This is a genomic window from Nostoc sp. ATCC 53789 (assembly GCF_009873495.1).
In the GTDB taxonomy this organism is placed as follows: Bacteria; Cyanobacteriota; Cyanobacteriia; order Cyanobacteriales; family Nostocaceae; genus Nostoc; species Nostoc muscorum_A.
Genome location: NZ_CP046703.1, coordinates 3,588,399 through 3,613,766 on the forward strand (window position 1 = coordinate 3,588,399; position 25,368 = coordinate 3,613,766).

At 40.5% G+C, this 25,368-nt stretch carries 24 protein-coding genes; 17 read left to right on the top strand and 7 right to left on the bottom strand.

Annotated features, from left to right (window positions below; all coding sequences use genetic code 11):
• The first annotated feature begins 54 nt into the window (after window positions 1–54).
• Window positions 55–441 carry a response regulator gene (locus GJB62_RS14675; RefSeq protein ID WP_114086159.1) on the top strand — a complete coding sequence of 129 codons (387 nt, stop codon included), beginning with the start codon at window positions 55–57 and terminating at the stop codon, window positions 439–441.
• 54 nt (window positions 442–495) lie between these two features.
• On the opposite strand, the gene GJB62_RS14680 is transcribed toward GJB62_RS14675, so the two are convergent.
• The gene (locus GJB62_RS14680; protein WP_114086084.1) at window positions 496–1,971 is read right to left on the bottom strand and encodes a pentapeptide repeat-containing protein; all 1,476 of its coding nucleotides are present in this window, start codon (window positions 1,969–1,971) and stop codon (window positions 496–498) included.
• A gap of 225 nt (window positions 1,972–2,196) precedes the next feature.
• Window positions 2,197–2,940 (bottom strand): pentapeptide repeat-containing protein, encoded by a 744-nt coding sequence (locus GJB62_RS14685; protein ID WP_114086083.1) that lies wholly within the window; start codon window positions 2,938–2,940, stop codon window positions 2,197–2,199.
• Window positions 2,941–2,943: 3 nt separating this feature from the next.
• On the opposite strand from GJB62_RS14685, the gene GJB62_RS14690 reads away from it, so the two are divergent.
• Window positions 2,944–4,125, top strand: a complete 1,182-nt coding sequence (locus GJB62_RS14690; RefSeq protein ID WP_114086082.1) for an FAD-dependent oxidoreductase — start codon at window positions 2,944–2,946, stop codon at window positions 4,123–4,125.
• Window positions 4,126–4,248: 123 nt separating this feature from the next.
• On the opposite strand, the gene GJB62_RS14695 is transcribed toward GJB62_RS14690, so the two are convergent.
• The 3 genes from GJB62_RS14695 to GJB62_RS14705 form a co-directional block, all read right to left on the bottom strand.
• The gene (locus GJB62_RS14695) at window positions 4,249–6,069 is read right to left on the bottom strand and encodes a tetratricopeptide repeat protein (RefSeq protein WP_114086081.1); all 1,821 of its coding nucleotides are present in this window, start codon (window positions 6,067–6,069) and stop codon (window positions 4,249–4,251) included.
• A 297-nt stretch (window positions 6,070–6,366) separates the two neighbouring features.
• Window positions 6,367–9,114 carry an HAD-IC family P-type ATPase gene (locus GJB62_RS14700; protein WP_114086080.1) on the bottom strand — a complete coding sequence of 916 codons (2,748 nt, stop codon included), beginning with the start codon at window positions 9,112–9,114 and terminating at the stop codon, window positions 6,367–6,369.
• Window positions 9,115–9,204: 90 nt separating this feature from the next.
• The gene (locus GJB62_RS14705; protein ID WP_114086079.1) at window positions 9,205–9,747 is read right to left on the bottom strand and encodes a hypothetical protein; all 543 of its coding nucleotides are present in this window, start codon (window positions 9,745–9,747) and stop codon (window positions 9,205–9,207) included.
• A 447-nt stretch (window positions 9,748–10,194) separates the two neighbouring features.
• On the opposite strand from GJB62_RS14705, the gene GJB62_RS14710 reads away from it, so the two are divergent.
• The 4 genes from GJB62_RS14710 to GJB62_RS14725 all read left to right on the top strand — a co-directional run bounded on the left by GJB62_RS14710 (window position 10,195) and on the right by GJB62_RS14725 (window position 13,394).
• Window positions 10,195–10,620 carry a universal stress protein gene (locus GJB62_RS14710; protein ID WP_114086078.1) on the top strand — a complete coding sequence of 142 codons (426 nt, stop codon included), beginning with the start codon at window positions 10,195–10,197 and terminating at the stop codon, window positions 10,618–10,620.
• Between the two features lie 138 nt (window positions 10,621–10,758).
• Complete coding sequence (locus GJB62_RS14715; RefSeq protein ID WP_147262604.1) at window positions 10,759–10,938, top strand: hypothetical protein; 180 nt, start codon at window positions 10,759–10,761, stop codon at window positions 10,936–10,938.
• Window positions 10,922–11,404 (top strand): SRPBCC domain-containing protein, encoded by a 483-nt coding sequence (locus GJB62_RS14720; RefSeq protein ID WP_114086077.1) that lies wholly within the window; start codon window positions 10,922–10,924, stop codon window positions 11,402–11,404. The genes GJB62_RS14715 and GJB62_RS14720 overlap by 17 nt, the downstream gene beginning before the upstream one ends.
• Window positions 11,405–11,618: 214 nt before the next feature.
• The gene (locus GJB62_RS14725) at window positions 11,619–13,394 is read left to right on the top strand and encodes a reverse transcriptase domain-containing protein (RefSeq protein WP_114086076.1); all 1,776 of its coding nucleotides are present in this window, start codon (window positions 11,619–11,621) and stop codon (window positions 13,392–13,394) included.
• Window positions 13,395–13,501: 107 nt separating this feature from the next.
• On the opposite strand, the gene GJB62_RS14730 is transcribed toward GJB62_RS14725, so the two are convergent.
• Window positions 13,502–13,888, bottom strand: coding sequence for a hypothetical protein (locus GJB62_RS14730; protein ID WP_114086075.1), 387 nt, complete (start codon window positions 13,886–13,888; stop codon window positions 13,502–13,504).
• Window positions 13,889–14,028: 140 nt separating this feature from the next.
• Between GJB62_RS14730 and rppA the strand changes: the two genes are divergently transcribed.
• From rppA to GJB62_RS14785, 11 genes are all read left to right on the top strand, one after another.
• Window positions 14,029–14,709, top strand: coding sequence for a two-component system response regulator RppA (gene rppA / locus GJB62_RS14735; protein ID WP_114086074.1), 681 nt, complete (start codon window positions 14,029–14,031; stop codon window positions 14,707–14,709).
• Window positions 14,710–14,811: 102 nt separating this feature from the next.
• Window positions 14,812–16,092 carry a HAMP domain-containing sensor histidine kinase gene (locus tag GJB62_RS14740; RefSeq protein WP_114086073.1) on the top strand — a complete coding sequence of 427 codons (1,281 nt, stop codon included), beginning with the start codon at window positions 14,812–14,814 and terminating at the stop codon, window positions 16,090–16,092.
• Window positions 16,093–16,366: 274 nt separating this feature from the next.
• Window positions 16,367–17,524 carry a sulfate ABC transporter substrate-binding protein gene (locus GJB62_RS14745; protein ID WP_114086072.1) on the top strand — a complete coding sequence of 386 codons (1,158 nt, stop codon included), beginning with the start codon at window positions 16,367–16,369 and terminating at the stop codon, window positions 17,522–17,524.
• 167 nt (window positions 17,525–17,691) lie between these two features.
• Window positions 17,692–18,693: a PstS family phosphate ABC transporter substrate-binding protein gene (locus GJB62_RS14750; RefSeq protein ID WP_114086071.1), complete on the top strand. Its 1,002-nt coding sequence runs from the start codon at window positions 17,692–17,694 to the stop codon at window positions 18,691–18,693.
• A 49-nt stretch (window positions 18,694–18,742) separates the two neighbouring features.
• Window positions 18,743–19,684 carry a phosphate ABC transporter permease subunit PstC gene (gene pstC, locus GJB62_RS14755; RefSeq protein ID WP_114086070.1) on the top strand — a complete coding sequence of 314 codons (942 nt, stop codon included), beginning with the start codon at window positions 18,743–18,745 and terminating at the stop codon, window positions 19,682–19,684.
• A 6-nt stretch (window positions 19,685–19,690) separates the two neighbouring features.
• Entirely contained in the window at window positions 19,691–20,590 is a 900-nt protein-coding gene (gene pstA / locus GJB62_RS14760) for a phosphate ABC transporter permease PstA (protein WP_114086069.1), read from the top strand.
• A gap of 51 nt (window positions 20,591–20,641) precedes the next feature.
• On the top strand, window positions 20,642–21,472 hold the full coding sequence (gene pstB, locus GJB62_RS14765) for a phosphate ABC transporter ATP-binding protein PstB (RefSeq protein ID WP_114086068.1): 831 nt from the start codon (window positions 20,642–20,644) through the stop codon (window positions 21,470–21,472).
• 246 nt (window positions 21,473–21,718) lie between these two features.
• On the top strand, window positions 21,719–21,961 hold the full coding sequence (locus GJB62_RS14770; protein WP_199346367.1) for a hypothetical protein: 243 nt from the start codon (window positions 21,719–21,721) through the stop codon (window positions 21,959–21,961).
• Entirely contained in the window at window positions 21,930–22,100 is a 171-nt protein-coding gene (locus GJB62_RS37480; protein WP_245246172.1) for a type II toxin-antitoxin system RelE/ParE family toxin, read from the top strand. The genes GJB62_RS14770 and GJB62_RS37480 overlap by 32 nt, the downstream gene beginning before the upstream one ends.
• A 226-nt stretch (window positions 22,101–22,326) precedes the next feature.
• Window positions 22,327–22,752 carry a hypothetical protein gene (locus GJB62_RS14780; RefSeq protein WP_114086067.1) on the top strand — a complete coding sequence of 142 codons (426 nt, stop codon included), beginning with the start codon at window positions 22,327–22,329 and terminating at the stop codon, window positions 22,750–22,752.
• Window positions 22,753–22,835: 83 nt separating this feature from the next.
• The gene (locus GJB62_RS14785; protein WP_114086066.1) at window positions 22,836–24,974 is read left to right on the top strand and encodes a DHH family phosphoesterase; all 2,139 of its coding nucleotides are present in this window, start codon (window positions 22,836–22,838) and stop codon (window positions 24,972–24,974) included.
• Between the two features lie 139 nt (window positions 24,975–25,113).
• Here the strand turns inward: GJB62_RS14785 and GJB62_RS14790 are convergent, their stop codons facing one another.
• Window positions 25,114–25,257: a photosystem II reaction center protein Ycf12 gene (locus tag GJB62_RS14790; protein WP_114086065.1), complete on the bottom strand. Its 144-nt coding sequence runs from the start codon at window positions 25,255–25,257 to the stop codon at window positions 25,114–25,116.
• Between the last annotated feature and the right edge of the window lie 111 nt (window positions 25,258–25,368).

Sequence of the window (25,368 nt, forward strand, 5' to 3'; positions counted from 1 at the left end):
TTTTTGCACCCTCACCAAATTGAAAATTTGGTGGGCAACAAGAGGATAGCAATGATGACAAAAAAGCAAATTCTAGTGATTGATAACGAGCAGTATATTCAAGAAGTTGCCAAGATTTGCTTGGAAACGGTTGCAGGCTGGAAAGTTGAAACAGCGAGTTCAGGTGAAGAGGGGATAATGAAAGCTGAGACTTACCAACCAGATGCGATTTTACTAGATGTAATGATGCCAGAGATGGATGGGATTGCCACTTTTGAAAAGTTACAAGCTAATCCGGTAACTAAAAAGATTCCCGTAATTTTGTTAACTGCCAAAATCCAGGCTTCCGATCGCCGTCGTTATAATCAGATGGGAATGATTGGTGCGATCGCTAAACCATTCAATCCGCTAGAATTAGCTGCTGAAGTAGCCTTAGCACTGGGTTGGAGTCTGGAAAAGTAAGCTGAAGTGAAAACGGTAGAATGCGCCCAAATAACTAACTGATGCTGCGTTAACTCAACCTGATTGCCGCCAATCTGTCGGTGCTTCTATATAATCAGGTAGGCGAGTGGTGCGATCGCCAAGTGCCTTTCTAATCTGATGCAACTCTAAGTTTTTAGCCCCTGTTAAAATTGTCCCTTCCAGTTTCACATCACTGAGGTCAGCTTCTAAAAAGTTAGCTCCCATCAGGTTTGCCTGAGTCAGGTTAGCTTGATAAAAGGTTGCTCTATGCAGGTTCGCTCCAATCAGGTTTGCCTGATGCAGGTCAGCTTCCGTTAAACTGGCTTCTGAGAGATTGGCAAAATAGACTTCTGTTTGGTGGAGTTTGGCTGCATTCAAGTTAGCCCCTGAAAGATTAGCTCCATTCAGGTTAGCCCCTGAAAGGTTAGCACCAATCAAACCCGTTAGATTTAGGTTGGCTTTACCTAGTTTTGCACCTTGCAAGTTAGCTAAAAACAGCTTTGCTCCAGATAAATTGGCGACTTTCAAAGTTGCTTGTTGCAAGTTGGCTTTATAGAGGTTTGCTCCTTGGAGATTCGCTACACGCAGACTTGCTCCAGAAAGGTTGGCTGAACGCAGGTTAGCCCCTGAGAGATTAGCACGATTAAGATTAGCCCAACATAGGTTAGCTCCACAGAGGCTAGCTTTTAATAATTTGGTTTCATAGAGAATAGACCTAATGAGTTTAGCGCCGTTTAAGTCAGCCTCACTCAAGTCTGCTCCACGCAGGTCAGACCCACTCAGGTCAGAACCACGTAAATCTGCTTGTTGTAGGTTAACTCCTAGCAAGTCTGCTCGTCTGATGTCGATATGACGTAAATCAAGTTTCTGATCTTTTGGGTCTTCTAGTGAATTACGCCTGCCGATAACAGTTAGGGCTGCTTGAATATCAGTGCGGATTGTTGGAAATTCTTCATGGAGGTTTTGCTCTAACTGCTGTGTCGGACGCGGCCCACCTCTACGCCTACCTGAATAAGCATCTGGTGCATATTCAGGCTTTTGTTGCTCAACCTTCACCTGCTGAATAGGTGCATTTTCTCGCACAAAGGCAGTGAGGATTTCCATGATTGTCCAGTGTTCTTTAGGAAAATCCTGAGCAACTCTTTCTAAGGCATAAATTGCACCTGTTCGGGTTTCAACTTTATCATGACCAAGCTGGGCAATTGCCCCCATAAAGCGTTCTGAAATCAATCTATCTTGATTGAGTTTGGCATTTTGAAGGCCAATTTCTAGGTTTTTCTCAGCTGCGATCGCATTTTTCTGCATCGCTTGGGCCCGCTTTGCTGCGTAATAGGTATTAAACATTGCCGCCGATGCCAGAAAAACTATTGCAGTAGTTGTTAAAGCTTGGTTTCTATACTGAATTTTTTCCTGAATTGACAATTCTTTAATACTGGACAAAGCAAAGAAAATTACAATCAATGAGCAGCCAAATATAACTGTTATAGTTATCAACCAATTCAACAGAGTGTCTGTCTTTTTAGAAGACATGGTAAAGATTTTCCTTACAACCTAGAATTATTACTTAGATGCTTGGAAAAAATAGTATAGCATTTAGCAGAAAATTATAATAGGTGTCAGAAGACCTCTTTAACTAAGTAATAATATCGAATATATTAGTAGATTAGGGTGAAAATAGAACAATTACTGAAAATTAGTGAAAATCCTACCCTATAAGCTTTTTAATTTTAACTTTCGCCTTACAGGACTGGTGTTTTACTCAGAAAATTTAGCTTCTCTAAGGTTTGCCCCATCAAGTATGGCATCATTGAGAATTGCTCCATGTAAATCAGCTAGATATAAGCTTGCACAATGCAGGTTAGCCCCTTTTAAGTTAGCTCCTTTTAGGTTTGCTGCACTAAGAATTGCCCCTTCTAAGTTAGCTAAATATAAGTTAGCACCTTCGAGGTTAGCCGCACTGAGAATTGCTCCTGCAAGATTAGCCTCTGTGAGGTTTGCCCCAGCAAGATTAGCTTGATAAAGGTTTGTCTTTTGTAGATTCGCCTTATTCAGGTTTACTCCTCTCATATCGATATAACTCAAATCAAGCTGCTCATTTTCTGGGTCTTTATTTATATCTCTTTTAGCGATAACGGTAAGGGCTGCTTGAATATCTAGACGAATTTTTTCTAACAGATTAATTGTTACTTCTTCTTGAGGTAGATAAAGAGTATTTTTTCGGATAAAAGTAGTAAGAATGTTCATAATTATCCAGTGGTACTGTGGATGATTTTTGGCAATTTGCTCTAAATCATTAATTACAGCTAAACTGTTTTCTCTTGTGTTATTTTCTAGTTGTTCAATTGCGATTCTTAAATGCTTTTTTGGGGACTTATGTTGAGTTTGGTTAATTTTTTCTTGGAAAACCTGTATCCCCAGATATATTTTTGCTAATTGACTGTTATTGATTGATGAAATATATTTTACAGCGTGAAAATAATTAATGATTACTGTCAACATACTATGCTTAAAAACTTAGTGCTAATTGGTGGCGGTCACAGCCATGCAATTGCCCTGAAAATGTTTGGAATAAAGCCGTTACCCGGAGTGCATTTGACGTTGATTACTGCAAATCAAAAGACAGCCTACTCTGGAATGTTACCAGGACACATTGCTGGATTTTACACCCATGATGAATGTCATATTGATTTGAAACCATTGGCTAACTTTGCTCAAGCAAATTTGTATATTGACAGAGTAGTTGCCCTAGACTTGGAAAACAACAAAGTTCTCTGTGCTAACGGATTGGCGGTAGATTTTGATGTGCTGTCTATTGATATTGGCAGCACTCCGGCCAGAGTGTCTGTATCAGGAGCAGCAGAATATACGATCGCAGCTAAACCAGTATCTCAGCTATTGAAACATTGGTATGAACTAATTGCCTCTGTAGGTAAAAATCCTCAAGAACCAATTCGTATTGCGATCGCAGGTGGAGGTGCTGGCGGTGTAGAATTGGCGTTTGCGATGCAATCTCATTTACATCAGATTTTCCATCAAAATCAACAACCAATTCAAAATCTGGAAATTCATTTATTTCAGCGTAACATACAACTGATGCCCAATTATCATCAATCAGTACGGCATCAACTTCAGCAAATTCTCACCGAGCGAGGTATTAAGCTACATCTTGGAGAAAATGTGTGTAATATCGCACCTAAAAACTCCAAGGAAACTAGAGAAATATTTGAGATTAAGTGCGACTCTGGTTTGAGAGTAGAGTGTAATAAAATTTTTTGGGTGACACAAGCTTCAGCACCCGAATGGTTAAAAATTGCGGGACTAGGAACTGATGAGCAAGGTTTTATTCTGGTAGAAGACACGTTACAATCTCAAACGCACCCGCAGGTATTTGCATCTGGTGACATCGCCACAATGGTAAATTATCCGCGTCCAAAAGCTGGGGTATTTGCTGTTAGACAAGGTAAACCTTTATTTAATAATTTGCAGCGAATTATATTAGGTAAGTCACTCAAACCCTATAAGCCGCAGAAACAATATTTAAGTCTAATTGGTACAGGAGATGGAAGAGCGCTCGCAACTAAAGGCATCTTTACTTTACCACCTCATAAACTCTTGTGGCATTACAAAGATTGTATTGACCGCCGTTTCATGGAACGCTTTTACTTTGAAGAAATAAGAGAATAGGGACTGGGGAAGAGGCAGGGGGACAAGGGGACAAGGGGACAAGAAATGAGAACTTGAAACAAGTCTTTCCCCTTGTCCCCAATTCTCCTTGTCCCCAAGTCCTCTTCCCAATTCCCAATCCCTTCATCGAAGCTGTTCAATTAGCTCCATAATTTGTTGATAATACTGAACATTTCCCTCTTGGTAATACAAATCTGCGGATTTCTGGAAATCCGCAATTGCTCCTTGAGAATCACCCAGATTTTGGTATACATCTGCTCGCAGGATGTAAGCTGAAGCCCAATGAGGCTGAAGCTGTAAGGCTTGGTTTAAGTCTGTGAGCGCTCCCTGTAAATCTCCCAATAGAGAACGGCTACGACCCCGATTGTACCAGTCTTCAGCAAAGCTGGAGTCGATCGCGATCGCCCGACTGTAATCTTCGATTGCTCCTTGATAATCTTCTAGAGCATAGCGGGCATTAGCGCGATCGCTGTAAAATGCAGCAGATTGAGGATTTATTTGTAAAGCTTGGGTGTAATCTGCGATCGCATTTTCATAAGCTTCTAAAGCGTAATGCGTCGAACCGCGATTGTAATATGCTTCAATTAAATCAGGATTAATTTTTAATGCTTGATTATAATCTGCGATCGCTCCTTGTTCATCCCCCAAAAGACGACGAGTATTTCCTCGATTACAATACGCTTGCGAAAATTCAGGAACCAACTCTATCGCTTGGGTATTATCATCAATTGCTCCCTGTAAATCTTGCAGAGCTTCACGGGCAATCCCCCGACCATAATAAGCTGCGGCTAATTTATCATTAATCTGTAATGCCCGATCGTAATCTTTAATTGCTCCTTTATGATCTCCTAAAGAACGACGAGCCGCCGCGCGATCGCAATATCCTTCAGCTAAACTAGGATTAAGTTGTAATAAGCGATTGCTATCTTCAATTGCACCTTGATAGTCTCCCAGTCGACGGAGAGCATTCGCCCGAAAGCCATAGACTAAAGCTAGAGTCGGATTTTCTTGTAAGGCTTGGTCATAATCTGCGATCGCACCCTCATAATCCCCAAGGGTACTACGGACAAGACCCCGTTCACAATAAGCTTGCACATCATCAGGATTGAACTTTAGGGCTTGATTAAAATCCTCAATTGCTGGGTGATATTCTTTGAGATGAGCTAGAACCAAACCCCGGTTGTAATATGCTCCAGCAAACCTGGGATTGATTTCTAGAGCGCGGTTGTAATCTGCGATCGCACTTTGATAATTTTCTAAAGAGTAGTGGGCATTACCTCGATTATGATAAGCCTCCGCTAACTTTGGATCTAATTGTAATGCTCGGTCATGATCGGCGATCGCTTCGTGAAAATCTCCTAAGATATGGTGAATATTACCCCGATTGCTGTAAGCTGCGGCAAAATTAGGATACCACTGTAAAGCTTGTTGAAAATCTGCGATTGCTCCCTGATGATCGCCCCGTTCAAAACAAACTACACCCCGATTATGATAGGCATTAGCAATATCAATATTGATATTATCAGCTAACTGGGTGCTAGTTTCTATTGTTTGGATGTAGTCAGCGATCGCTTTGTCGTATTTTTCTAAGGCAAAGTAGGCATTACCCCGGCTGTGGTAGGATTGGGCGAGATTTGGATCAATTTCTAATGCTTGGTTATAATCTGCGATCGCTTCTTGATAATCGCCTAAAGAGTAACGTGCATTACCCCGGTGATAGTAGGCTGTAGCAAAATTGGGATTGATTTCTATAGCCCGATTAAAATCTGCGATCGCACCACGATAATCTTTGAGTTGACCAGTGAGAATAATTCCTCGATTATGGTAAGCTTCGGCAGAGTTAGGGTTGAGCTTGATTGCTTGGGTGTAAGCTGCGTTCGATCCTTGATAATCGCCTTGCAAACTGTGGTTCAATCCTTGGCTTAAGAATTCTTCAGCATTCATATAATAATTTTCTTGGATTTCAACATTCCCTAGCTTAAAGGCAATGTGATTGTTAACTATATATTTTGATAATCATTCTAGTTTAAGATCCCTACTGAAAAAGAAGCACCCCTAGCGGCTCGGATACGCAGTCTTAGGAATCCCGACCGTTTACGGTGGGGAGGATGTCAAGATTTTAAAGATGCAAACGAACGCAGATAGAGCAACAAATTGAGTTCTCTCGTATCACTGTCTTCTCAAGTTGAGACTCTGGAAAGTTTTCTGCACCTCTAAGACCGAATACCGTCGCCTCAACCCTTAATTGAGCGGATCGAAACGCTGCAAGATGAGAGCTATAAACACCACTGGCAAACCTACACCCATACAAATGAGAGCTTGGATAAATGTTAAAGGTGTGGTGTCAAACACTTGATTCATCATGCTCCACTGACTGAACAGACATTGTAAAATCACCACAATTACAATTCCGATCGCAGGTGCATAGGCTACGGGTGTGCGTTTACCTTGGATTCTCACGACTAGAGATGGTAAAAACTGGCTAATGCTTAACAGGTAAAAGACTTCTGCCGCCACCAACCCATTAATTGCCATCGTGCGAGCTAAGGCTTCATTGCCTGTAGTTTGCAGTATCCATTGAAACATCCCAAAAATTACTACCCAATTGAAGACGGAAATCGCGATGATGCGCTGGAGTAACCCACCCGATAAAAGTCTTTCTCTGGGGTTGCGCGGTGGTTGTTGCATCACCTGTCCAGATTTTGGCTCAAAGGCGAGGGGAGCAATTAACGCTACTGAACTGACCATGTTCAGCCAGAGAATTTGGATTGGTAAGATGGGAAGCACGGTGGCCAGGAGAATGGCAATCAAAATCGTCATGGATTCTCCAACGTTAATCGGCAGCAAGAAGGCGATCGCTTTTCGTAAGTTGCGGTAAACACTACGTCCTTCCTCCACAGCCGCTTCTATTGATGCAAAATTATCGTCAGTTAGCAGCATATCCGCCGATTCTTTGGCAACCTCTGCCCCAGCTATCCCCATCGCTACACCAATATCTGCTTGCTTGAGAGCAGGAGCATCGTTGACACCATCTCCAGTCATGGCCACAATTTCACCCTGAGACTGCAACGCTTTCACCAGATGCAATTTTTGTTCTGGTGCAACTCGCGCAAATACCATACCTTGTTCAGCTGCTTGGGCGAATTCTTTTTCATCCATCTGAGCTAATTGCCGTCCGGTGAAAACTTGTGCTTCAGTGGAGCAAATTCCCATTTGACGGGCGATCGCAGCTGCTGTTAGTGCATGGTCGCCTGTAATCATTTTTACCTGTATTCCAGCAGATTGACAGGCTTTTACTGCGGCGATCGCTTCCTCACGCGGCGGATCGATTATGCCTTGAAGTCCCAGAAACACCAGTCCTCGATCGATATCATTGCGATTTAAAGAGCGCTTAGTCGCAACTTCTTTACTGGCGAACGCCAATACTCGTAACCCTTGGTTTGCCATGCCAGCAACTTCTTGTTCCACTGCGGCAGGATTGAGCGCAACCTGTTGTCCTTGAGCATCGAGCAGGCGATCGCATCGTTGGAGAATTGCCTCTACAGAACCTTTGAGATAAATCACATTCAGCGATCGCTTTGCATCCAATTCATGCAAAGTCGCCATGTACTGGAATTCAGACTCAAAGGGAATGGTGTCTATTCTAGGTAATTGCTCTAGATTCTCTTGCGTCAATCCCGCTTTATTGGCAGCCGTAATCAATGCTCCCTCAGTTGGGGTTCCTACTAAGTCCCACTGTCCATCTCCCCATTCAATATGAGAATCATTGCAGAGCAATCCTGCTTCCAGGGATTCCCAAAGAGCAATATGTCCATCTGCATTGAAATCAACAGGCTGTCGATCCATTAAGATTTCACCATCTGGGGCATAACCAATACCGCTAACAGTGTAATGTTGTCCACCCGCATAAATCTTTTGAACCGTCATCTGATTTTCAGTTAACGTTCCAGTTTTATCAGAGCAGATAACAGTGGTACTTCCCAAGGTTTCCACAGCAGGTAGTTTGCGAATAATCGCCTTACGTCGTGCCATCCGGGAAACTCCGATCGCTAAAGTGACGGTAACAATTGCAGGTAATCCTTCGGGAATCGCGCTGACTACTAGAGCTACACTCGCTTTGAAAACATCAATCCAAGATTCACCTTGTCCTAATCCGATTGCAAATGTCAAAGCAGCTAAACCTAAAATGACATACAACAAGCTTTTACTAAACTTGTCAATATTTCGCGTTAGCGGTGTTTTCAGATTTGTGCTGCTTTCAATTAACTGCGAGATGCGACCGGTTTCTGTGGCATCTGCGATCGCTACTACAATTCCTTCTGCCTGTCCAAAACTAACGAAACTTCCGGCATACACCATATTGCTGCGTTCGGCTAACGGTGTTTCCACAGCCAGCGATGCCGTTGCTTTCTCAACCGGAACGGATTCGCCTGTTAAGGCAGACTCGTCAACTTGCAACCCACGCACACTTAATAACCGCAGATCGGCGGGTACTTTATCCCCAGATGCCAGCAATACCAAATCACCCAGAACAAGTTCAGTCGAAGCCAGACGAGTTTTTTGACCATCGCGAATTATAGTTGCTTCGGTAGTGACAGCTTTGGATAAAGCAGCGATCGCACCTTCTGCTTTCGATTCTTGAATGTAGCCAATGATGACGTTAATCAGGGTGACACCAAAAATTACTCCCGCATCTAGCCAATCTTTGAGCAGCAGCGTCACCATTCCCGCCGTCAGCAAAATATATAGTAGTGGTTGATTAAATTGCTCTAAAAATCGTAGCCAAGAACTTTTTCCACTTTTACCAGTGAGTTGGTTTGCACCCATCTGCTGATGTCGTTTGGTAGCTTCTTCATGGGTCAAACCTGCTTCTGGATGGCTGGCTAACGTTTGCACAACCTTTTGTTCACCCAAAGTATGCCATTCATAGTTGAGTAAATCTTTTGTTGTCTCAGAAAAAGTATTTGTAGCAATTGTATCTGCTGTCATTTTCGTCTCCAAAAAATAATTAGTAATTAACAGATTTAATCTAGATTTATCTGTTTGAATTTGTATCTTTCTTTTTTGAAATTGGTGTTATTACGAGAATCTTTTGCTAAGTTCATAAATCTGCCATTCCTGCACACCCCAGTCACGGAGAATCGATTCTGCTTGCCAGATTTCATCTGTTGTTCCCTCTACCTTCACCAAAAATTTTTCTTGACAGGTGCTTGGCTCAAAGAGTCTAGCTTGCCTTTCGGGAGCAAACCAACCTTGAAATGCACCATAAACACTGCCAAAAATCGCACTCACTCCACCCGCCAGCAGTGTACCCACCACAGATTCAACCGCTAATGCCGGGCCAAAACCGGGAATAATTAATACGCCAAGTCCGGCTGTTAGTGCCAGTAAGCCTCCGGTTGTTCCTCCTGTAATTGCACCTGCTTTAGCACCTTCGATAGGAGTGATGAGATGTTTATCCGTTTTAGTATCCTCGTACAACTTTTCGTCTTCAGAGTCTAAAGTGAACACAGAAATTTTCTGCATGGGAAAGTCAATTGCTCTGAGTTCATCAAGCACCTGTGTTACTGCCTGACGGGTAGAAATGACACCGATTGCTTTTTTTATTGGACTGAAATTCATCACAACATCTCCTAGAAAAATCAATAAGTTTAAAACGAAGCTTTATTAATCTCCAAATAGTAAAAAACTATAGTTTTATAGTGTGAGCATGAACCGTATTGGTTCGGGTATTCGTTTTAAATCTCAGTTAGGTTAGTTTCGTTTCTCTGCTTCTTTCCCAGGATTGCTGATGAATGTGAACGAAAAGTGAATAAATCGTTTATCCTACTTAATTTCACTTTTAAATCACATTTGTCCCTTAAGCTAAGAGAATGTCTGAAAAGTTTTTTTGTATACATTTAACCCTTGGAGATCCCCCTAAATCCCTCTTAAAAAGGGGGACTTTAAGACTCTTATTCCCCCCTTTTTTAAGGGGGGTTAGGGGGGATCAAGAAATATTTGATACTTCTCAGACATCTTCTAAAAGACAATACAAGTAAATGAAGTAATTGATTATTGGAGTTGGAGATGAGCTTTAAGAAGATTTTGGTAGCAGTCGATGATTCACCTGCTACTGCAACAGTGTTTGCAAAAGCGCTAGAGTTAGCCCAAAGAGATGCTGCTCAGTTAATGATTTGTCACAGCATTGAGCTAGCAACTTCTAGTCAACTCACTGTAAATTTAGTAGACCTGGAAATAGAAACACAACAGGCACAAAGTTTACTCCAGTTCTACTATCAGAAAGCGAAAACACAAGGCATTATGGCAGAATCCAGTTATCAAACAGGAGATCCTGGAACTAACATCTGTGATTTAGCCCGGAGTTGGGGAGCAGATTTGATTGTGCTTGGTCGTAGAGGACTTAAAGGATTTGCCGAATTGTTAGCAGGAAGTGTGAGCAATCACGTCGTTCATCACGCTCCATGTTCCATCCTGGTTGTTCAAGGTCAGTAGTTTCTTCACAACTGTCTACCAACCGCCAGAATTTTGCTGTTAAAACGTGAGTTTTTCATGAATAGTATTAATTATGCTTTACAAGAAATAATCTAGTTTTCTTGTAGTCCACCAAAGAAACTTTGCGGAATTTATTTTATGGTAGGAAAATCAAGTTCTTTTCTCCCCATGCTCACCCTGCTTTATATGTCTACTTTCACCCGTAATTTTTGGGTTGGTCGATTACTAGGACTAGAATACATCGGGTTATTTTTAGCAGGAATAACAGTTTTAATTGTGGTTTTTCTATCAACTCATATCCATGAAAATCTACACTGAAATTGAAATTCAGGCATCCGATGAGCAAGTCTGGAACCTACTCACTGATTTTGCCAGTTTTCCACATTGGAATCTGTTTATTCGTCAAATTAGTGGTTTGCTGAGTGAAGGGGAACAGCTAACCGTTCACTTTCAGCCTCCGGGTAGGGATATTGTGACCTTTCGACCTACGGTGATTACGGTAGAACCTAATCGCAAACTGCGCTGGTTATGGCACTTTTTGATACCAGGGTTATTTGACGTTGAACACAGCTTTATCATTGAACCGTTAGCAAGCGATGTTTACGACGGGCTACGCCTAAGCGTTCGCTTCATTCAGCAAGAATCTTTCCAAGGCTTACTAGTACCTCTGCTGGCTCGTCGATTAAATCTCGACGTTCGCCAAGGGTTTGAAGCCATGAACCAAACATTGAAAACCAAGGCAGAACGCATTAATCAAACTACGACTAATCAATTTTCAAAGTAATTTTATTGTTATTTTTAGTATTTGTGCTAAATTTAACAAGGTTGGATATTCGCAAAAACTATTGATTTCCGCTGTTGATCCTGCGGCGGCATATTCTTAAAGGCCAACGTATGTGCCTTGAATTACCTTCTTTGTGTTGCTTCCAGCCTAGCGCTTGGGCAGTAAGTTGGAATATATTGCGACTATCCAACCTTCCTATGTAATTTTGATGAGCATGGGTACTATTAATTTAAGTCTAACAGAAGAAGAATTAAAAGAACGCTTTTCTCAACTAAAAACACGTAAAGACATCGCTAGTTTGTTGGAAATTAGTGATTATCAGTTGAGATATCATTTATACATTTATCCTCGTGACAAGGCGTACACAACATTTCAAATACCGAAGAAAACGGGGGAATACAGAACTATTTCTGTTCCGCATACATCCTTAAAAATTATTCAGCGAAAGCTAAATCAAGTTTTTAAGTGTGTATATCAACCTAAACCTTCAACTCAGGGTTTTGTTACTGGTAAGAGTATCGTGACAAATGCTAAACAACATCTTCGACAGCGTTATGTTCTAAATATAGATATTAAAGATTTTTTCTCTTCAATCAATTTTGGTAGAGTTCGCGGTCTTTTGATGGCATCTCCATATAATTGCACAGAGGAAATTGCGACAGTATTAGCTCAAATATGTTGTCATGAAAATAAGCTACCGCAGGGTGCTCCGACATCGCCAATTGTCTCAAATATGATTTCAGCTAGGTTGGATTCCCAGCTACAACGTCTTGCAAAAAAGTATCACTGTATTTATACAAGGTATGCTGATGACATCACATTTTCAACTTCTAGACCAAAATTCCCTGGACATTTAGCTTGGTTTTCAGAAGAAGCAGAAAAGTTAATTATAAGTGATGACCTCAAAAAAACAATTGAGGATAATGGTTTTATTGTTAATGAATCTAAATCGAGATTATACAGTAAACATAGACATCAAGAAGTTACTGGCATAACAGTTAACAAAAAACTTAATGTAAAACGGAAATACATTCGTCAAATTCGTGCGATGCTTCATGCTTGGGAAAAGTATGGACTTGATAATGCTCAAGCTGAATTTTACAATCAGTTTGATAATAAATCTTCCTATCTAAAAAAACAAAAATCATTTCAATATATTATTAAAAGTAAAATTGAGTTTGTTGGCACAGTTAGAGGTAAAGACGACCAAATATATTTAAATTTTTTAAGATGGTTGAAACGACTTGCGCCTGAATTAGTGAGTAATGAAAAACTGAATGTTTATAATTTACTGGAAAATCAAAATAAATCTTCTATCAAAGCTAGTATATGGACTGAAGGTAAAACTGATATAAAACATCTCAATTCTGCTCTAAAATGGTTAGAAGATCAAGGTAGAAAATTTGATTTTGAAATTAATTTTAAAGATGATTTAGATCCCCAAAAACAAGGTAGCAGCCAACTGCTGGAAATGTGTAAACAATTATGTAAGACAAAACACCAGCAACCTATGATTGCAATTTTTGACAGAGACGAACCTAATATAACTAAACAGGTAAATGATGATAGTTTAGGATTTAAAAATTGGAAAAATGGGATGTTTTCGTTTGCATTACCAATTCCTCAACATCGTCATGGTCAAAACGATATTTGTATTGAACACTACTACAAAGATAATGAAATCCAGAGGCAAGATGTTAATGGACGACGATTGTTTCTAAGTAATGAATTTCATGATGAAACTGGTAGACATTTTAAAGATGATTTGAATTGTACAGATAGAAATAAATATAAATATGATGGTAAAATTATAGATCAAGACGTATTTAATAGGAACAATGAAAAAGTAACACTAAGTAAAAACGACTTTGCTGATAATATATTCAATAAAAAAGAAAAATTTGATGATTTTCAATTTGAGGCTTTTGAAGAAGTATTTCTAATTATAGAAAAGATTGTTAAATCTTATGCAGAAGAATTACAAGAATAAAATTAGAAGCAGCATTAGTTACAGAAAGCCTGCTTGTTAGGAGTTTTATCGCTGTTGACACTGGGCTTTGTTAATTTTTTATTTCCTAGCCTGAAATACTCTTAATATTAGTCCACAATCTCATAGCGCACTAACTTTCTAACATCTTCACGGGGTAGACCTAGTTCTTGGGCAATTGTCGCTTCTATTTGGCTGAATTCTATTGTTGGAAGTTCTAATTCCAACCGCTTTAAGATGGGGTCTGCTGTTTCTACTTCTACTTGGGTAATTCTTTTAGTTCGGTTGACGGCGGCGTTAATGAGCAACACATTGACTGATACCCGTGCTTCAAGTTGAGTATCTGACTGAAGTTTTTTCTCGGTGGAGTAGGGTCGTTTTAACTCTTGAGCAGCTAGGAAATTACAGCCAAGCCAAAACACGATCGCTACTAGTGGTAGAGGCAACCAAAACTCTAATCCCAGCCCTTGCAGCCAACGTTTACTAATACGCCACACACTACACCTGCTTCTGATTTTGCTAGGTAACACTTCATGTATATCCTAATGGGGTACACAATCCTCTGAAATCTTACTGATGAAAGACGTTGAGATTGCTTCAATGGATTATTCTAAACAAGCACAAGTGTATAAAAGCGATGAAAATCTTACTGGTAGAGGATGATCCCAAGCAATTAATGCCGCTGCAAATAGTTCTCTCTCAGGCGGGACACAGCGTCGATGGTGTCAAGGATGGTGAAACCGCTCAATGGCTTTTGGCTGAAAAAGAATATGACCTGCTGATTTTGGATTGGATGTTACCTCGAATTAGTGGAGTGAGTTTGTGTCAACAGTATCGGGCGGCGGGAAAAACATCTCCTGTATTAATGATTACGGCAAAAGATACCACACCCGATAAAGTCATAGGATTAGATGCCGGAGCTGATGATTACCTGGTAAAACCGATTGATATCGTGGAGTTCATGGCACGGGTGCGGGCATTGAGGAGGCGATCGCCCCTCTGGCAAGGAGACACCCTCTGCTTGGCAGACCTCGAACTTCATCTAGATAGACTAATTTTGGAGCGACAAGGAGCGATCGTATCCCTTTCCAGCCAAGAATTTCAGTTGCTAGAGTACTTCATGCGTCATCCTAAGCAAGTCCTGACTCGCAACCAGATTGAGCAAGCTGTATGGGAGTGGGGTAGTGAACCAGAAAGCAATTCAATCACCGTTCTAGTTCGTAAACTTCGCCAACGTTTGCAAACATTAGCAGCAGCCCATTGGATTGAAACTGTCTACGGTATGGGCTATCGCCTCAACCCTCCAGAACCATCTTGAGATTTAATTTCAGAGTCTACAATCAAGTAGAATGCTAATCCGATTTAATTACATCTTGAATTCTGACTTCTGAATTCTGACTTCTGAATTCTTCTTCTATTTGTGTTTAACCGCAGTCGTCGTAACTTAGCTCGTTGGTTTACCCTTTCAATGGGGTGCATTCTGATTCTCTTTGCTGGAGTCATTTACAATCTTGAGGTAAAAGACAAGCTCAAAGCATTAGATCAACTGCTTTATAAAAGAGCAGAGCTAATGGCAGCCAGTTCGCAGTATCGGCTGTTTCAAGGACAAAAAGAAGTCGATCTGAGCAATATACCGCTATTAGGTAGTGGTTCTCACCCCGCAGATATTGAACTGGTCTATGTTCGCTGGTATGACCCGTATGGCAAACTCAAGCGGTTTTTTGGTACTCCACCTCCAAAAAAGTTAGGAATAGCATCTGAGTTTCTTACGATTAAGTCCGTTGACCAGTTTACAGGTGAGACGCTTTGGCTGCGTCAAGTCACCCTACCTGTTCAAGGAGGAAATTCGGTCATCGGTTATCTGCAAGTTGCTATCCCTCTGACAGAAACTCAAAACGATCTCAGAGAATTTCAGTTAATGTTGACCCTTGCTGTACCTGTAGCACTGGGGTTAATTGGACTTACAGGTTGGGTACTTGGCGGCATAGCGATGCAACCCGTTCAGCAAGCCTATAATCAACTACAACGCTTCACATCAGATGCTTCTCATGAGTTGCGATCGCCCCTTTCTGCGATTTTGACCAATGCCCAAGTTGGGTTACTAATGGCAGCAGACTATCCCCAAATCCATCCCACAGTGGAGAACATTATCGATAGTGCCAAGTCGATGAGTACCTTGGTCAATAACCTACTGCTGTTAGCTCGGCATCAGGGAAAATTAACTCCCGAATCTCTCAAAAAGGTTAATCTTAATAGCTTGCTAGAGAATTTAGCTGTTTATTACAATACTCAAGCTGCAAAAGCGTCGCTCAAGTTGATCAGCCATTTACCAGAACAACCCATTGAGTTGTGGGCTGACCCCGATTTGCTACGGTTAGCTGTGGAAAACTTGCTCAACAACGCCTGTAATTACACTCCATCTGGTGGAACTGTCTGGTTACGCTTAGAACCTCACCCAGATCGGGCAGTAATTCAGGTCATAGATACTGGAATTGGAATTCCAGAGGCAGATTTACCTTACATTTTCGATCGCTTTTACCGAGTTGATACAGAACGTGCCAGAGAAAGCGGCGGATTTGGATTGGGATTAGCGATCGCTCAACAAATTATCCAGGCTCACGGTGGTCATATTTATGTGATGAGCAATGAGGGTAAAGGCTCGACGTTCCAGATAAAATTACCGATGATGAGCCATTCCTAAATTCATCTTTAAAAGATGATTCATAATGAAAATCTAAAGCTTTTAGCTTTCCCCCAATTCTTCACAATAAATTATTGTGGCAATTCTATACAAAAATAATGTGTGTATGCTGTAAACAAATCAGCTTTTTGAAGTTTGGCAAGCAAAGTTTAGACCCTAGTGTTCCTACTTGTAAAAAAAAATTGAAGCCAGATGATAAATATTATTCTATATACCCTATAATCTCTAATACGGTATCTGCTTAGAAATACCGTAGATTTAGGGGTGAATTCTGATGAGCGAGTCGCAACAAACGACACATTTCAGTAAATTGCTAACTGAGAGAATGCAGTCTTATGTCATGAAAGCATTACAGACCATACAACTCTCATATAAGGACACAATTAGAAATTGGTTAAATAGACACACCGTGCAAAGCTTTGTGAGTCTGTTTCTAGTAGGTGCTTTTTTGAGTATAACAGTTGCCTCCTGCTCTGGAAGCAGTTCAGCTAGCAAAAATGATGTCAAATTGAAACTCGTTTCTTTCTCTGTCACCAAAGCGGCTCATGACCAGATAATCCCCAAATTTGTCGAAAAATGGAAGCAAGAACATAACCAAAGCGTTACATTTGAGCAAAGTTATGGTGGTTCTGTAGCTCAAGCGGCGGCTGTGATTGCTGGTTCCCAAGAAGCAGATATAGTACATTTAGCACTTCCTTTGGATGTCAGCAAAATTCAGCAAGCAGGTTTGATAAAATCGGGTTGGGAAACCAAAGCTCCCAGAAGTGGTATTGTGAGTAGATCGGTTGCTGCGATCGTCACCCGTGAAGGTAATCCCAAAGGTATAAATACTTGGGCAGACTTAGCGAAAGATGGCGTGAAAGTGATTGCGGCAAACCCAAAAACTTCTGGTATTGCTATCTGGGAATTCTTAGCTTTTTGGGGTTCGGTAACTCTAAACGGAGGTGACGAAGCCACAGCATTAGATTACGTCACTAAAGTTTATAAAAATACTCCCATTTTGACGAAAGATGCCCGTGAAGCTAGCGATTTATTTTTTCAAAAAAATCAGGGTGATGTCTTAATCAATTACGAGAATGAGGTAATTTTAGCAGGTAAAAATGGAAACAAGTTGCCTTATATTGTTCCCAAAGTCAATATTTCCATTGATAATCCTGTAGCCATAGTTGATAAAAACGTTGAGAAACACGGTACAAGGGAAGTTGCACAAGCATTTGTTGATTTTCTTTACTCTACAGAAGCTCAACGAGAATTTGCTAAATTACAATATCGTCCTGTTAACCCCACTGTAACCCAAGAAGTAGCATCTCAATATCAGCCAATTGAAACTTTATTTACATCTCAAGATTTAGGCGGTTGGGATATTATCCAGAAAAAGTTTTTTGGCGATGGGGCAATTTTTGACAAAGTTCAAGCTGCCAGCAAAGCATAATATCTATATTTTAGGACTTACGCAAAATATCTCTCAAACTCTTATTTCTCCGTGTCCTCTGCGCCTCTGTGGTTTGTTATTCCGTAACTCTTGCATAAGTCTTATATTTGTCTAGCAGCTAGCCAAATATAAATAATTCTCAATTACTTTACCTCAATTGATAATTTATGAGTTTTCATAGCCGATTGAAAGATGGCTTTTCACTCACCTTTTTAATGCTGATTACCAGCAGTGTCACTGCTTGTAATAGCGGACAGGAATTAAAAAGTCAAGTGAGTATTGACGGTGCGGCTGTAGGTTTCCCTGTTTCTTTAGCGGTTGCAGAAGAATACGGCAAAGTTAAACCGGAAGCGAAAGTTAGCGTTGCTTCAAGTGGAACTGGTGGTGGTTTCAGTAAATTTTGTAATGGTGATATTGATATTGCTGGCGCTTCTCGTACTATTCGAGATGAAGAAATCAAGAAATGTAAAAGTAAGAATATTGATTTCGTCGAGTTGCCTATAGCTTTAGATGGCATTGCTGTGATTGCTAATCGGCAAAATAACTTTGCCAAATGTCTAACAATTAAGGAATTGGGAAGAATTTGGGGTGCTAAATCAGACGGTAAAATCTTAACTTGGAATCAAGTTAATCCCAAATTTCCTAAGCAAAAGCTGAAACTGTATGCTCCAGCTTCTGATACTGGAACCTTTGATTATATGACTCAAGCTGTTACTGGCAAAGCCAAGAATGGCCGTACAGATTACACTCCCAGCCACAATCAAAACCTTCTAGTACAAGGAGTATCTGGGGATGTATCATCATTGGGTTATGTCGGGATATCTTACTACATTCAAAACCAAGAAAAACTCAATCTGGTTGCTGTAGAAAGTCCTACTGGAAAGTGCGAAAAACCAGTGCCAGTAGATAATGTCATCAAAAATATCTACACACCTTTATCTCGTCCCCTGTTTATCTATGTCAGCAAAAAGTCTTTAGATACCAAGCCAGCAGTCAAAGAATTTGTAGACTTTTATCTAGAAAATTCTTGGAAGTGGGTAGATAGTGTTGGTTATGTGGCACTACCTGATGAAGCTTATGTCAAAGTTAAACAAAAATTTGCTACGGGTGAAACTGGGACAAAGTTTAAAAAAGCAAAACCAGGTGAACCAATCACAAACTTTATCTAAATAAAGTCTTGTTTATTGTAGTCTAATTGTAGTCAAAAATTAACTGTTTATGCAGAATACCAATTCTCAAGACGATCCTTATTTACTATCTAGACAGTCACTGGATAAAAACCCATCTGAAGATATCTCTGAAAAGATTGTTGCAGTAATTTTATTTGCTTGTGCTTTAGTTTCTGTTTTGACTACCTTTGGTATTGTCGTAATTATCTTTCAAGAGACATTTGGTTTTTTCCAAGAAGTTTCCTTTGCCGAGTTCTTTCTTGATACTAAATGGACACCTCTATTTGCCGATAGACATTTTGGCGTTTGGCCTTTGATTAATGGCACTTTTTTAACAACAGCTATTGCGATGGCAGTTGCTATTCCTTTAGGTTTATCTTCGGCCATTTATTTAAGTGAGTATGCTCAACCCAAAGTAGCAGCAGTTTTACGTCCAGCAGTAGAACTTTTAGCAGGAATACCAACAGTAGTCTATGGTTACTTTGCGCTGTTGTTTATCACACCATTGTTGCGGAATATTATCCCTCTGGAAATATTCAATGCTTTGAGTGCAGGGTTAATGATGGGCGTGATGATTACCCCTACTGTTGGTTCTATCAGCTTAGATGCTATTAAAGCAGTTCCTCGTTCTTTGCGAGAAGGATCTTATGCTTTAGGTATCACTAAACTAGAAACCATTTTTAAAGTAGTTCTACCAGCCGCGCTTTCTGGAATCATCGCCTCAATTATATTGGGTATTTCTCGCGCTGTGGGTGAAACAATGACTGTCCTAATCGCTGCCGGACTACAGCCAAAGCTGACTGTTAATTTTGCGGAATCAATAGAAACAATGACAGCTTATATGGCACAAATTTCTGGTGGAGATAGCCCACGTGGTAGTCTCAATTTCAAGACATTATATGCTGTAGGTGCTGTTCTGTTTATAATTACCCTAGCTTTGAATATTGTTAGTTACTGGGTTGCAAATCGCTTTAAAGAAAAATACGATTAACTAAGTATGGCTACAAGTTACCAAAAAGATAATTCTCTAGATTCTACGATAGAATTTACCGATAATGTTGAGAGTAGGGAGACATTAGGTAAAGTATTTGAAGTACTTTTTTTGTTAGGATTGCTAATTGGTTTATTTGTCCTAGCATTGCTACTTTTTGATATTTTTAAAGACGGATTAGGCAGATTTTTAACACCCGGTTTTCTCACAGAAACTCCTTCTCGTTTTCCTGACCAAGGTGGTATTCGTCCTGCAATTATCAGCAGTGTTCTTTTAGGAACTGTTGTAATTTTGGTTACTGTACCAATTGGTGTAGGAGCAGCTTTATATCTAGAAGAGTATGCACCCAAAGCTTGGTGGACAGCAATTATTGAGATTAATATCAGTAATCTAGCGGGTGTACCTTCTATTGTCTATGGATTGCTGGGTTTAGGAGTTTTCAATTATTTGCTTGGGTTTGGCCCCGCTTTGATTTCTGGTGCATTGACTTTATCTTTGTTGTCTTTACCAGTAATTATTGTCACCTCTAGAGAAGCAATTCGCGCTGTCCCAGATTCCTTGAGAAATGCTTCTTATGGATTAGGTGTTACAAAATGGCGCACTATCAGCAGTCATGTTTTACCTTATGCTATTCCCGGTATTTTGACAGGGGTGATTATCTCTGTATCCCGTGCTATTGGTGATGCAGCCTCTCTAATTGTTGTCGGTGCTGTGGGTTTTCTCACTTTTGACCCCGGTTTGTTTCAGAGATTTATGGCATTACCCATTCAAATTTACAGTTACATCACTCGTCCTGAACCGGGTTTTGCTGATGCAGCAGCAGCAACAATTATTGCGTTGTTACTCTTGATTTTAGTTTTAAATGGTGTGGCAATTTATATTAGACAACGCTTTTCAATACGTTAGCTAATTAAATATCTAATTGGATACATTCACGAATATTAGGAGAATCGAAAAATGACTTATAGCAATAATAGTAGAAGTCAATCAGATAGTGCCACCCTTGACTATGAAAAGAGCGTCTTCAATGTTGAAGGTGTGAAGGTTTTTTATGGGGGATTTCTGGCACTTTTAGATGTCTATCTCAAGATTCCTGAAAAACAAATTATTGCTTTTATTGGGCCTTCAGGATGTGGTAAAAGCACCTTATTGCGTTGCTTCAACCGGATGAATGATTTAATCCCTGGAGCTAGGGTTGAGGGTAGACTGAATTATCGCGATCGCAATATTTACGATCCTAAGATAAATTCTGTCAAATTACGCCGCCAAGTCGGAATGGTTTTTCAAAGACCGAATCCTTTCCCCAAGTCAATATACGAAAATATTTCTTTTGGGCCGCGTTCTAACGGTTACAAAGGTAACATTGATGAATTGGTGGAAGATTCCCTCAGACGCGCTGCTATCTGGGATGAAGTCAAAGATAAACTCAAAGAGAAAGGTACTGCATTATCTGGCGGACAACAGCAACGACTTTGCATAGCCCGTGCGATCGCAATGAAGCCAGATGTATTATTGATGGATGAACCATGTTCTGCTCTCGACCCGATTTCTAGCCGCCAAGTAGAAGAACTCTGCTTAGAACTGAAGCAGCAATACACCATCATCATGGTGACACACAATATGCAGCAAGCTTCCAGAGTGGCAGATTTCACAGCTTTCTTCAATACAGAAATTGACGAGTATGGCAAACGTCGCGGAAAATTAGTTGAGTTTAATCCAACAGCCCAGATGTTCAGTTCTCCTCAAACTAAAGAAGCTGAAGACTATATCAGTGGACGCTTCGGTTAAAAAGACATGACAACGCAAGGGGAAAGGCAAAAGCCAAGTTCAGTTGTGAGAGACTATAATTCCTTTACTCTTTAACCCTTTCCCTTTCATCTAAATCTAGTCAGCTCAACGCCCTGTTAAAAAATCCTTCTGTCTACTGAAATTTATATCGGTAAAACAATCTCCCAACTTTTGTAGTCGCTATTTTCGTACAAATTCCCGCTCCACTACAAGCCGAGACTAGGTAATATATATACATATATAACTATGAATAAAAGGCATACAGTGGAAATTCAAGAATTAAAAGCATTGATTAAAGAAACTATGCGTGAAGTTCTGCAAGAAGAAAGACTTCGCCTGTGCCAAATTTTGATTCCTTACATAAGTGATAATGAGCAACGCGAACTTGAAGCCGAATTTGGTGTACCTTCAGATGATACTGAGGATGAAGTAATTGATATGACCGATTGGGTAAGATATGGCAATAAAATTTCGCAAAAAAGCGATTAAATTTTTAGAAAAAGCAAATCCCGAAGATGTCGAAAATATTCGGGAGCAAATAAACCAAATTTTTATTGCTGTCGAAAACCAAGGCATTATCCCGTTTACAGAACTAGATATCAAAAAAATGAAAGGTGATTGGGAGTGATTTTACAGACTACGTATAGGTAAAAACAGAATTATTTTTACAGTAGATATTGATTCCAAAGACATCGAGATTTACGCCATTGGTGCAAGAGGAGATGTTTATAATAAATAATTCGTAATTACTAATTTAATAACTGGAAATTAGCAAAGTAATTCTGCAAAATATACTGAGGCTTGACAGGACTAGATTGAAGTAATATTTCAGTTTAGTAGTTATACTGTGTATTATGTTTAAGCCTCTGTCATTTGCTTTAGTTGCAGCTACCGTTTTAGTAGCATCAATCAATAATCCCAGTGCTACCTTAGCTAAAACTTGTGCTTCTAAGTGTGGGTCGCATCCAATTCAGTTTACACCTGGGCAACACATCCGAGTTGAAGTAATAAATAGCACGCCTAACATCATCAAAATCCAAAAACCCTCTGGGACTGATGCAATTACCTTGAGTCCAGGGCAGAAACTAAGTTTAGAACAAATAGAGGGTACGGAGCCAAATACATCTCTGATATTTTGGAGCGAAAAAGGTTTGTCATTACAAGCAATTGTCTCGAAACCTAACTTTGGCACATTGCGGCTGGAACTCCGTCCGACTTGGCGCTCTCCAGGCGATCGCTCTTTGTATATTATGGATGATGGTAGAATAAACGTGTTTTAGATAGCAAATTAATGTTATTAGTTATGAGTTAAGAAACAACTTTCAATTCAACACTCATAACTAAGTAAATTCTAACTTGTATTGTGCTAGACCGACCTGTATCTGAATTCTCAAAACCTACCAGGCGCTTACCTAATCAGCGCTGGCAAATTTATCCACAAAAACCAGAATTTGCCCAAAAACTGGCGGTTTTGATTAATGTTTCACCCATTATCAGCCAGTTGTTGATTAATCGGGGTATGGAAACGCCAGAACAAGCACAAGCATTTTTAAATCCAGAGTCTTTAGTCTTACCTTCGCCGTTAGAAGATTTCCCAGATTTGGCGATTAGTTTGGAGTTGTTGCAAAATGCGATCGCTTCTCAAACAAAAATTGCTATTTGTGGTGACTACGATGCTGATGGGATGACCAGCACGGCTCTACTTTTGCGTAGTCTCCGCACTTTAGGCGCACAGGTAGATTATGCTATTCCCAGCCGGATGCACGAAGGCTACGGTATTAATAAACGCATAGTTGAAGAATTTCACAGTGAAGGTGTAGGATTAATTCTGACTGTAGATAATGGCATCTCTGCGTTTGAACCAGTCGCTAGAGCTAGAGAACTTGGTCTTGCAGTGATTATCACCGATCACCACGATATCCCCCAAAAATTACCGCCAGCTAATGCTATCCTCAACCCTAAACTAATAGCCGAATCGTCACCCTATAGGGGTGTTGCTGGTGTTGGTGTTGCCTATATTTTGGCAGTGTCTTTAGCACAACAGCTAGGCGAGACGAAGGGATTAATCCAGCCGATGCTAGCACTGTTTACACTAGGAACGATCGCAGATTTAGCTCCCTTAACTGGCGTAAATCGCCGTTGGGTGAAACGTGGTTTACAGCATTTACCCAAATCCAACTTAGCTGGGATACAGGCGTTAATTCAGGTAGGCGGTGTGCAAGCGAGGGGAGAGGAGAGAGCAGGGGAGCAGGGGAGCAGGGGAGCAGGGGAGGAAATTGCCAATACTTCGACTTCGCTCAGTACAAGTCCAAAATCCAAAGTCCAAAATCCAAAATCGCTCAAGCCTGAAGATATCGGGTTTCGCCTGGGGCCACGAATTAATGCTATCGGTCGGATTGGTAATCCCCAGACTGTGATTGAATTGCTGACTACAGATGATATGGGGGTGGCGCTGGAAAGAGCAATGCAGTGCGAACAAATCAACGCTTCTCGCCAGGAAATGTGTCAGCAAATTGAACAAGAAGCGATCGCTTATGTAGAAGCAGAATTTGTTACATCTCTACAACAAGATCGTGTATTAATTGTTGTTCAACCTAATTGGCATCACGGCGTTATTGGGATTGTCGCCTCCCGCTTGGTAGAACGCTACGGTGTTCCTGTATTCATCGGTACTTATGAGGATGGGGAACATATACGCGGTTCTGCACGCTCAATTCCAGAGTTTAATGTGTTTGAAGCTTTGGAATATTGCCACGATTTACTAGGGAAATATGGCGGACACAAAGCCGCCGGGGGATTCTCTCTACCAGCAGAGAATTTACAGATGGTGCGATCGCGTTTGATTGAGTTTGCTAACCAGTGTCTTGAACCCCAGCATCTCAAGCCTCTGCTCAAAATTGATGCCGAAGTCAACCTCGATCAGATCAATCAGCAGCTTTACCAACAGCTTAATGCTCTACATCCTTGCGGTATGGACAACCCCGATCCAGTTTTTTGGACAGCTAATGTTCAAGTGGTTGAGCAAAAAATCGTTGGTAAGGGTCACATCAAACTGACAATTGCCCAAACTATTGATAATCAGGAGTACAGAATTAAAGCGATCGCTTGGCGTTGGGGCGACTACTTCCGCTTACCGCCGCGAGTGGATGTAGCTTACAAACTGCGAGAAAATTATTTTAACGGCAACACCACCATCGAGCTAGAGTTAATCGGTGTTAGACTGCCAATTCAGATTCAACAATTTTTTGCTTCTTCACCTATCCAGTCAAGCACCACCTTTGAGTACAACCAGCGACAATATACTTGTGGTTTTTATAAAAACGGTATTGAAGCAGAATTAAGAATTAAAAATTCTGAAGGCAAAGTCTTAGCCATGCAGCCAGGACATATAATCGGTTTACTTGGTACTAATCGTCAAAACGCTAAAGAAGTTGATATTTCTCAGCCACAGTATGACAGTATTATTCAAGCTGCACTTCAAGCGTTGTCAGTTAAGAGTTAGAAGTTCTTTATTAACTTATTGCTTCTGAGTGTGATACTGTGAGTGCTGATTTATGAGTTATGAGTTATGAGTTGAGAATAAAATTTAATTACTCACTCCTAACTCCTCACCCCTAACTCTTAATCAGCACTCAGAAATCTTATAGGTTGCCGTTGCGAAATGCCAACAAAAAGATTACTACTGGGCCAGCAATCACAATTAGCGCCACGGACAGCAATTGGAAAATAACTTCCCAATTGATACTGGTAAAAGCGTTAAACAAGTCAGATACAGCGTCAAACATTTTTCCCTTTCTCCTCCCAATTGTCTTAAAAAATTCAATAACTTAATTACAAAACCCGCAATCGATCATATCTGTCTATGGCCTATTGGATTTAATTTACTTAACAAAATT